This window comes from Vibrio sp. Hep-1b-8 (assembly GCF_006124995.1).
In the GTDB taxonomy this organism is placed as follows: Bacteria; Pseudomonadota; Gammaproteobacteria; order Enterobacterales; family Vibrionaceae; genus Vibrio.
Genome location: NZ_QEWN01000101.1, coordinates 20,675 through 29,540 on the forward strand (window position 1 = coordinate 20,675; position 8,866 = coordinate 29,540).

The window sequence follows — 8,866 nt, forward strand, 5'->3', positions numbered from 1 at the left end:
ACCTACGCTGCTAGCGCTTTATCAACCGAGGGCACGGCGTAACCATGCAACCCTTCTTCAGCAAACTGGATGTAACGTACATCGCCCACCTTGATATTGAGTTGTTGAACCGTTTCCACAGGCACATCCACTACGATGGTTTTGGTTGAGCTGTCGTTTTGCAATACGCAATCAATGCGGAAAAACGCCCCCAGAAACTCGGTTGCCGTAACTCGCACTGGCAGAGAGTTGGTGTCGTTTTCAACGAACTTGATGCTTTCAGGACGCACCGCAAGGTCGAAGCGGTCACCACGTTGAATCTTACGATTGGTCAAACTTGGCGCTGGCATCAAGGTTTCTGCAATGCGTATTTGGGAGTCCGTTGCGACTGAGGTTTCAATAAAGTTCATGCTGCCGACAAACTCAGCGACAAAGCGCGTTGCTGGCTGTTGGTAGATTTCTTGAGGCGTGCCAACTTGCTCAATCACGCCATGGTTCATTACCACGATCCGATCCGCCATCGACAACGCTTCGTCCTGATCATGCGTAACCATGATGGTGGTGATGCCAAGCTTGCGTTGCAGCTTACAAATCTCGTCACGTAAGTGCACACGTACTTTAGCATCCAGCGCCGATAATGGTTCATCAAGTAGCAGTAGACCCGGAGACAGCGCCAATGCACGAGCCAAAGCGACACGTTGTTGTTGACCACCAGAAAGTTGGTTAGGGAACTTCTCGCCAGAAGTTGGAAGACCAATCGTTTCTAGCCAATAATCTACCTTCTCTAGCGCTTCTTTGGTCGACATGCCTTGGTTCTTTAAACCCACAGCAATGTTCTCTTGTACAGTTAGGTTCGGAAACAGCGCGTAAGATTGAAATACGATGCCGAAATCGCGCTTCTCTGGAGGGAGGAATGTGGTCTCTTGACCGTTTTGAAAAATCGCACCAGACGTTGGCAAGTCTAAACCTGCAATAGCACGTAGTAGAGTGGTTTTACCGCAGCCAGAAGGGCCAAGAAAGCAAACAAACTCGCCCTTTTCAATCGCTAGCGAGATTTTCTTTAATGCGGTGAACTGCCCGAATTGCTTCACTACATTTTCAATATTTAGGTAATGTTGATTAGTTGACATAACACATGCTCCAAATGGTATATACCAAACTTAACTTTGGAGTGTTACGTTCCAATGACAAATTTATAGCCATAAGATGACAAATAGATGAAGGAAATTGAGGTTTGTTTAAGTGGTAATGAGATATTCCCAACTCACTCCTTCCGCACTTTTGAGAATGACGAGGCTTCAACGATGAGATTCTTTCGAAAACAAAAAATCCACCTCAACAGAGGTGGATTTTAGCATTAAGTGAGAAGCAAATGAGATTAAGACTTTGGCTCTGATTTCGCGTCAAACTTCTCAGACCATGCCGCTAGGATTTCCGCACGCTTGCTACCCATTTGCGCGAAGTCCATCTTCGCCATGTTCTCTTGAACGTTAGGGAAGTTAGCTACAGTCGCTTTCACATCTTTGTGACCAACCACTGGGTACATTTCTACGTAAAGCTCGTTTGCCGCTTTAGAGATTGACCAGTCCACAACTCGCTTCGCTGCATCAGACTCTTTTACTAGACCAACCGCTTCTGATTCCCAGCCGATACCTTTTGGTGTGATAACCGCTAGTGGTGCGCCTTGTGTTTTCAGCTTCGCGCCACGGCTCGCCATCGAAATGCCGATAGCCACTTCACCCATGCCCGCTTGAACACATGGCTTAGAGCCCGAGTGGGTGTAGTGTGCAATGTTCTTGTCTAGGTCACGCATGTAATTCCATGCCTGATCTTCACCCATGTTTTGTAGCCAAGCAGAAACCTGCATGTAACCAGTACCAGAAGAGGCAGGGTTAGGCATTGCAATGTGACCTTTGTAAACTGGCTTCGTTAGGTCTTCCCAAGATGTTGGTTTAGGCAGGTTAAGTTGTTTCGCTACCGCTTCGTTGAAACAAACTGCATTAAAGAACGCATCGTTTCCGAACCAAGCTTGGTTTGATTGAGGGTCGTTTAGATTCGCGTGCAGCTCTTCCAAACCTTTTGGCGTGTAAGGCTTAAGAAGGCCTTCATCTTTAAGCAGCGCCATTGACGAGCCAGCAAGACCCCAAACCACCTCCGCTTGAGGGTTGTTCTTTTCTGCCAGCAATTTCGCCGTCATGATACCAGTTGAATCGCGAACCCACTTAATCTTGATATCTGGGTTATCTTTCTCAAACGCAGACTTGTATTTAGCAAGAATGTCAGTTTCGAAAGCGGTGTAAACCGTGACTTCCTGTGCTGCCATTGCGTTCGTTGCTAGCAGAGAGACAAGTGCAGCCAGCGATCCTTTCATCAAACGGTTTTTCATCATTTTCTCCAGTTAATTTGGCTAAGTTTTCATTTGGTCTGTACCAGTTGTACGATATAAACCCTACTGACACTTTGTGACGAAATCATGACCATTAAATGGCAGTTTTACGAAAATTTGCGCTGAATAATCGTTCAATAGATCCGCTATTTTTCGGATGTTAAAGTTTTATGAAATTGAAGATTTACCTATTTACTGCCCTTTTCTTCCTCGTTAGAGTGAATTGGAAATTTGGTGTAGACCAAAAAAACTATTCTGATGGAAATCGAGATGAAAAACGAATATCTACTACTGACTCCAGGCCCTCTATCTACTTCTGAAACGGTACGTGAAGCCATGCTAAAAGACTGGTGTACTTGGGATGATGAATACAACAAAGATATTGTAGAAGTGATCCGCACCAAGCTTGTTAAACTGGCGACTCAACAAGACGGCTACACCAGCGTATTAATGCAAGGTAGCGGCACAGCATCAGTAGAAGCCACGATTGGTAGCGCCATTGGTAAAGATGGAAAACTGTTGGTTGTCGACAACGGTGCGTACGGTGCACGTATCGCTCAGATCGCCAATTACCTGAATATTCCGTGCCATGTAGTTTCCCCAGGCGAAACATCACAGCCACACTTGAACGAGGTGGAAACTGCATTGGCATCGGATCCTGCTATCACACACGTGGCGATTGTTCACTGCGAGACAACCACGGGCATGCTTAACCCAATTGAAGAGTTCGCTTCTGCGGCAAAAGCGCACGGTAAAGTGGTGATTCTCGATGCCATGTCCAGTTTTGGTGGCATTCCTATCGATATTGCCGAACTAGGCATCGATTTTATGATCAGCTCTGCAAACAAGTGTATCCAAGGTGTACCGGGCTTTGGCTTTGTAATTGCGAAACAAACTGAGCTAGAAAAATGCAAAGGTCAAGCACGTTCATTAAGCCTCGATCTTTACGATCAATGGCACTGCATGGAAGTAAACCATGGCAAATGGCGTTTCACGTCTCCGACACACACGGTTCGCGCTTTCTACCAAGCATTGTTAGAGCTAGAACAAGAAGGCGGCATCGAGGCCCGTCACAACCGTTACCAGACTAACCAGAAAACACTGGTTGCAGGTATGCGTTCTCTTGGTTTCAAACCACTACTGCATGATGACCTTCACTCGCCAATCATTACCTCTTTCTACTCCCCGACGCACAGTGATTACCAGTTCAAAGAGTTCTACACCCGTTTGAAAGCGCAAGGTTTTGTGATTTATCCGGGTAAGGTGTCAAACGCAGACTGTTTCCGCATCGGCAACATTGGCGAAGTTTACCCAGCAGATATCGAACGATTAATCGGTGCGATTGAAAAAGCAATGTACTGGCAAATTGCCTAAAGCAGCCTTCTGATTGAGAGAGCGTTATGACTGAAAATGTAAAACCGACCCATTTTCGCAGTGAAGGCGATGTCAACACGACACCGGCACGCCAAGCTTGGAATGCATCGATGGACGACGCACGAACGCAAGCATTGTTGAATCGTGATTCAGAGATCTTTCTTCATCAAGCCATGTCGACACCTTGTTTAGATACCTTGGAAGCAGCGCAAGGCATCTACATCCAAGATGCTAGGGGTAAAAAATACATGGACTTCCATGGTAATAACGTGCACCAGTTAGGCTACGCTCACCCACACGTGATCAAACGTGTGCAAGAGCAAATTGCCAAACTGCCGTTTTCACCACGTCGCTTTACCAACGAAACCGCAATTGAATGTGCCGAAAAGCTAACGCAAATCTGTGGCGGCGAGTTGAATCGCGTATTGTTTGCTCCGGGTGGTACATCAGCGGTAGGTATGGCACTTAAACTAGCACGCCACATCACGGGCAACTACAAGGTGGTCTCTCTGTGGGATTCCTTCCACGGAGCATCGTTGGATGCCATCTCAGTGGGCGGCGAAGCGTGTTTCCGCCAAGGCATGGGACCATTAATGGCAGGTGTTGAACGCATTCCACCAGCGGTCTCTTATCGAGGTGCTTTTCCAGTTGCCGACGGTAGCGATGTGCATTATGCCGACTACCTTGAATACGTGATTGAGAAAGAAGGCGGTGTGGGCGCATTTATAGCAGAAGCGGTCCGCAACACGGATGTTCAAGTGCCGAGTAAAGCCTACTGGAAACGTATCCGCAAAATCTGTGACAAACATAATGTCATGCTGATCATCGACGACATCCCTAACGGCATGGGTCGCAGCGGTGAATGGTTTACCTACCAAGCCTACGACATCGAGCCAGATATGCTCTGCATCGGTAAAGGTTTAGGCGGAGGCCTAGTGCCTATCGCAGCCATGGTAACCAAAGATAAATATAACACTGCCGAGCAAATCTCGATGGGACACTACACTCATGAGAAAAGCCCTATCGGTTGTGCTGCGGCGCTGGCAACCATGGAAGCCATTGAACAATACGGCTTGTTAGATAAAACCAAAGCCGACAGCCAGTTCATGCGCGAAAAGCTACTAGAGATGAAAACCAAGTACCCAGTGATTGGTGATGTGCGTGGCATCGGCATGTTGTGGGGCATTGAACTGGTCACCGACCACGAAAGCCAAGCGCGCGCGTATGACGAAGCGGAAGCTGTGCTGTATCAATGCCTCAACAATGGCGTCAGCTTTAAGGTATCGCAAGGCAATGTGATTCAACTCAGTCCCCCGCTGATCATAACGCGCGAGCAACTGACAGAAGCGTTGGCAATCTTCGAAGAAGCCATCGACAAAGTGTGTAAAGACTTTAACTACTTCTAACTTCAACAAACACCAATTTATCCAGAGCGTAGTTCCAACGTGTAGGTAAGCGCTCTAGCAAACAAGACAAAGGATTAAACATGAACAAGTCACCAATTCAAGCTGTGATCTTTGACTGGGCAGGCACTATCGTCGACTTCGGCTCTTTTGCGCCAACCAGCATCTTTGTGGAAGCATTCAAGCAAGGCTTTGATTTCGATATCGACCTTGAAGAAGCGCGTGAGCCTATGGGACTTGGCAAATGGGATCACATCCAAGCTGTGGGTCGCATCCCTGCGGTTGATAAGCGTTGGAATGAGAAGTTTGGTCGCTCAATGACCAGCGAAGACATCGACGCGATCTATGCCGCATTTATGCCTCTGCAAAAAGCGAAAGTCGCTGACCACGCCGAGCCCATTCTCAATGCAATTGAAGTCGTGAACGGTCTGAAAAACAAAGGCATCAAGATAGGTTCTTGTTCTGGTTACCCTCGCGAAGTGATGGATGTACTGATTCCAGTAGCAGCGGATTACGGCTACAAACCTGATTACGTGGTAGCCACGGATGATTTGCCTCAAGGAGGCCGCCCTGCACCATTTATGGCATTGAAGAACGTGATTGAACTGAACGTAACCGATGTTAACGCGTGTATCAAAGTGGATGACGCAGCACCGGGCATTGATGAAGGTCATAACGCAGGTATGTGGACCGTTGGTCTGCTGCTTTCTGGTAACGAAGCGGGGCTGACATTTGAAGAGTACCAAGCGGCCGACCCAGCCACACTAGATACTGCTCGTGAAAAGGCACGTGCAAAATTGATCAAGAGCTCGCCACACTACCTAATCGACACCATTGCTGACTTCCCTGAAGTGGTTGCAGATATCGAACGTCGCCTAGCGGCAGGTGAGCGTCCGTAGGATTTATGTACAAAGCCTCTAATTCAACTAAATTATCAACTGAGTTAGAGGTACGCTTCCACGGTATGACAATAGTACGGTTTTTCCTTCCGCTGCGCGGTACTTAGCGACGCCTGACACAGCAAGAGACGCTGTGATAATAAGGTTTGGCATCAATACATATCTGTTGTTTTCTCGCAGTTGTCATTTAATGTCCTGTATATGGCTCATGACCATAACACTAGCTAGGTAATTTGCGAGGTCGAGCGACAACGAGCAGAGAGCTTCAATCCTTTAACGGAACAGTAGTCTTTTAAATAGTGATGAACTCCAAACTAACAAATGTGGGAGCAGCCTAAACCAATAAAAGGCCACCTTTCAGAAACTATCGAAATGAACCCACTTGCTGCTCTTGAACTTGAATAACTAGTGCGGTTTTGGGCAAACCTGAAAAGTAGCGCGAAGCAAAAATGCCTCAGGTGTAATCACTCCTGTTTTCAGACAAAAAAGAGCCGCACTCTAAACGACTTACACTAGATTAGAAAAAGTATCTTGATACCTTAAATGCTTGTTATATTTTATGTCAGACCATAGTGCCTATTAAGCTCGATACACTCTTGCTCTGATTGACCGAATGCGACCGTAGGTCTGAAACCAAAAGCATCAACGCGTGCTTTTTGCTTTATTACTGGGATTCCAAATTTTTGATTAAATTCATAGCCAAGCTTGATTAGCTCCTTTGATGCGGCAGAGCCAAGGAAGACCATTTCAATATTTTTCGCATCCAGTTCATGGACATGAATTGGATAATTGTATGCATCAGTAGTTTCAAGTGTTGTGCATTCAGATAGCGGAATAGCTAAACGTTTCTCGTTCTCATACTTCCACTCATCCGATTTAAAATACATATCACTAATATAAACCTTGTCTCCTAAGAAAAATCGAGCATCAAGTACTGGAGCTTTATACACATAATTTACGTTGCTGAGCATGGAAACAATTTCCGAGTCCTCTTTGAGCTTAATGGCTATTCCACGGTGTGACTCTGCATAATGTGCCCACATTAAAATATTGGCAGGAATCTCTTCATTGGATGTAGTGAAACACGACATCCCTACGGTTTTGCACACCTCATCGTAGACCGATGTATCTAGCTTAAATGGATAATCGTCCAGTTCGTTGATCAGAAACTGTTCAATATTTTTAGAATTGCCATGCAGATGAAAATTCAGATTAGTAATTCTTTCAGTAAGCAATGCTCCTGATCGAAAGTTCACTCTCATCTCATGGGGATCGTTGTATGCATCTGGAGTATTGAATCTTATGGTTTGGTGCTCAAAATAAGACTCTGCAGCACTAACCCCCAAGTACTTAAAAATTGCCATATATCCCTCTTAAATTGCTTGTTAAAAATCAGTTGTACGCCGTAGTATCTTGCCAATCTTTAGGTTCACACGATGTAACTCGTTAGGTGTTTTTTCTAAATGCTGTAGAAAACGCATTGAAGCACCAATTAGATTGACATGAAGCTGCCCAACATTCACATAGACTTGCTCATTGGTGTTCTTTGCTACGACATCAATTTGACCACCGTAATAAAATACGGCACGAGCTTTACCTTTTTTCACGTCCCGAGCTTCAGATGTTCCTGTGTGCAATAATGCGCACCTTGCTCCCCACAAATCATCAGCATTGAAAGGAAAAGCTTCCTCTTCCACAAACAAATAGCGATTCAACCATTGTTTAAAATCACCGCTATTTGACTCTTCAGCGTCAACAGACAGCCAAGCTAAACGGTCTACCCAAGAATATAAAAGAATTAAGGCTGACTCATGATGTTTGTTTTTGAATAACACTTCCATTGCTTGATTTGAGCTTACAATATGATCACTCAATAATTTTGCATTAGTTTCCAAGTTTCCTCCTGATTTTTAACGCCAAATTAAGGTGTAAACAACGCTAACGCCCTAGCTAAACCATTGTGCCGTAGACATTAGACCTAATTAAAGTGGGAGCGCCAAACGTTGTGAATCACTCTTAAATTTCTTGTTAGGCTTTTTTTCTTTGGTAGTTTCCAAAGCATATCTGCTTTATATGCCAACATGTAACGCTCTAGAGTCTGTGAATAATATCGCATCCGACTATCATCTGAGGGAAAGCCCCGCTGAATGTTCAAGTTTGTTAGTGACATTATGTCTTGTTCTGGCTTATAAATATTCCTATGCTGAACATCCCTATAGAATGAAAACGGCGCATTCATTTTGTAAACCCTACCACTAGATAAACGAATACAAACTTTCAATTTTGGCATATACGTTGGGACTTCAATTTTATTGTAGTCACACTGTTTTATATACAATTTATACAACTCGTCAGTATTTAGGTGGATTACCAAAAACTCACCCGAAGCAACGGTTTTATCCAGATGCTCATCTTCCCTTGCACTGTTATCTAATAGAATTCTATAGGGGCTAAAATTCGAAAATCGAGACTTCGGCGTGTAAACCTCCCCTAAACTAGTGGCATACCATTTTAGAGTTCTTCGGCTTAGACTGAGCATAGAAGGAGAACCCGCGATGAAAAAATCACGTTACTCAGAAACACAAATCGTCAAAATCTTAAAAGAAGTGGAAGTGGGTCGTAAGGTCAATGAAGTGTGCCGTGAATACGGCATTTCAGATGCCACCTACTACAACTGGAAAGCAAAATACGGTGGGATGGAAGCCTCTGAAGTCAAACGCCTTAAAGACTTAGAAGAGGAGAATCGTCGCTTGAAAGCCATGTTTGCTGAGTTGAGCTTAGAGCATCGAATTCTCAAGGACATCGTAGAAAAAAAGCTGTAAAGC

The 8,866-nt window shown here is 45.0% G+C and carries 8 protein-coding genes and 1 pseudogene; 4 read left to right on the plus strand and 5 right to left on the minus strand.

Annotated elements, in window-relative coordinates; genetic code table 11:
- Window positions 1-2: 2 nt before the first annotated feature.
- Window positions 3-1,109 (minus strand): putative 2-aminoethylphosphonate ABC transporter ATP-binding protein, encoded by a 1,107-nt coding sequence (locus DA100_RS11050; RefSeq protein ID WP_138972182.1) that lies wholly within the window; start codon window positions 1,107-1,109, stop codon window positions 3-5.
- A gap of 248 nt (window positions 1,110-1,357) precedes the next feature.
- Window positions 1,358-2,368 carry a putative 2-aminoethylphosphonate ABC transporter substrate-binding protein gene (locus tag DA100_RS11055; protein WP_138972183.1) on the minus strand — a complete coding sequence of 337 codons (1,011 nt, stop codon included), beginning with the start codon at window positions 2,366-2,368 and terminating at the stop codon, window positions 1,358-1,360.
- 267 nt (window positions 2,369-2,635) lie between these two features.
- Between DA100_RS11055 and phnW the strand changes: the two genes are divergently transcribed.
- The 3 genes from phnW (at window position 2,636) to phnX (ending at window position 6,041) form a co-directional block, all read left to right on the plus strand.
- On the plus strand, window positions 2,636-3,739 hold the full coding sequence (gene phnW, locus DA100_RS11060) for a 2-aminoethylphosphonate--pyruvate transaminase (protein ID WP_138972184.1): 1,104 nt from the start codon (window positions 2,636-2,638) through the stop codon (window positions 3,737-3,739).
- 26 nt (window positions 3,740-3,765) lie between these two features.
- The gene (locus tag DA100_RS11065; RefSeq protein ID WP_138972185.1) at window positions 3,766-5,145 is read left to right on the plus strand and encodes an aspartate aminotransferase family protein; all 1,380 of its coding nucleotides are present in this window, start codon (window positions 3,766-3,768) and stop codon (window positions 5,143-5,145) included.
- Between the two features lie 80 nt (window positions 5,146-5,225).
- A complete protein-coding gene (gene phnX, locus DA100_RS11070) occupies window positions 5,226-6,041 on the plus strand; it encodes a phosphonoacetaldehyde hydrolase (RefSeq protein ID WP_138972186.1) in 816 nt (271 codons plus the stop codon).
- A 27-nt stretch (window positions 6,042-6,068) separates the two neighbouring features.
- Here phnX and DA100_RS21515 read toward each other — a convergent pair whose 3' ends face one another.
- The 3 genes from DA100_RS21515 to DA100_RS11080 form a co-directional block, all read right to left on the minus strand.
- On the minus strand, window positions 6,069-6,194 hold the full coding sequence (locus DA100_RS21515; RefSeq protein WP_276608341.1) for a hypothetical protein: 126 nt from the start codon (window positions 6,192-6,194) through the stop codon (window positions 6,069-6,071).
- Window positions 6,195-6,598: 404 nt separating this feature from the next.
- A complete protein-coding gene (locus tag DA100_RS11075) occupies window positions 6,599-7,405 on the minus strand; it encodes a DUF2971 domain-containing protein (RefSeq protein ID WP_138972187.1) in 807 nt (268 codons plus the stop codon).
- 21 nt (window positions 7,406-7,426) lie between these two features.
- Window positions 7,427-7,936 carry a hypothetical protein gene (locus DA100_RS11080; RefSeq protein ID WP_138972188.1) on the minus strand — a complete coding sequence of 170 codons (510 nt, stop codon included), beginning with the start codon at window positions 7,934-7,936 and terminating at the stop codon, window positions 7,427-7,429.
- Between the two features lie 660 nt (window positions 7,937-8,596).
- Between DA100_RS11080 and DA100_RS11085 the strand changes: the two are divergent.
- Window positions 8,597-8,857: pseudogene (locus DA100_RS11085) on the plus strand (transposase); the annotation flags it as partial.
- Window positions 8,858-8,866 lie beyond the last annotated feature (9 nt).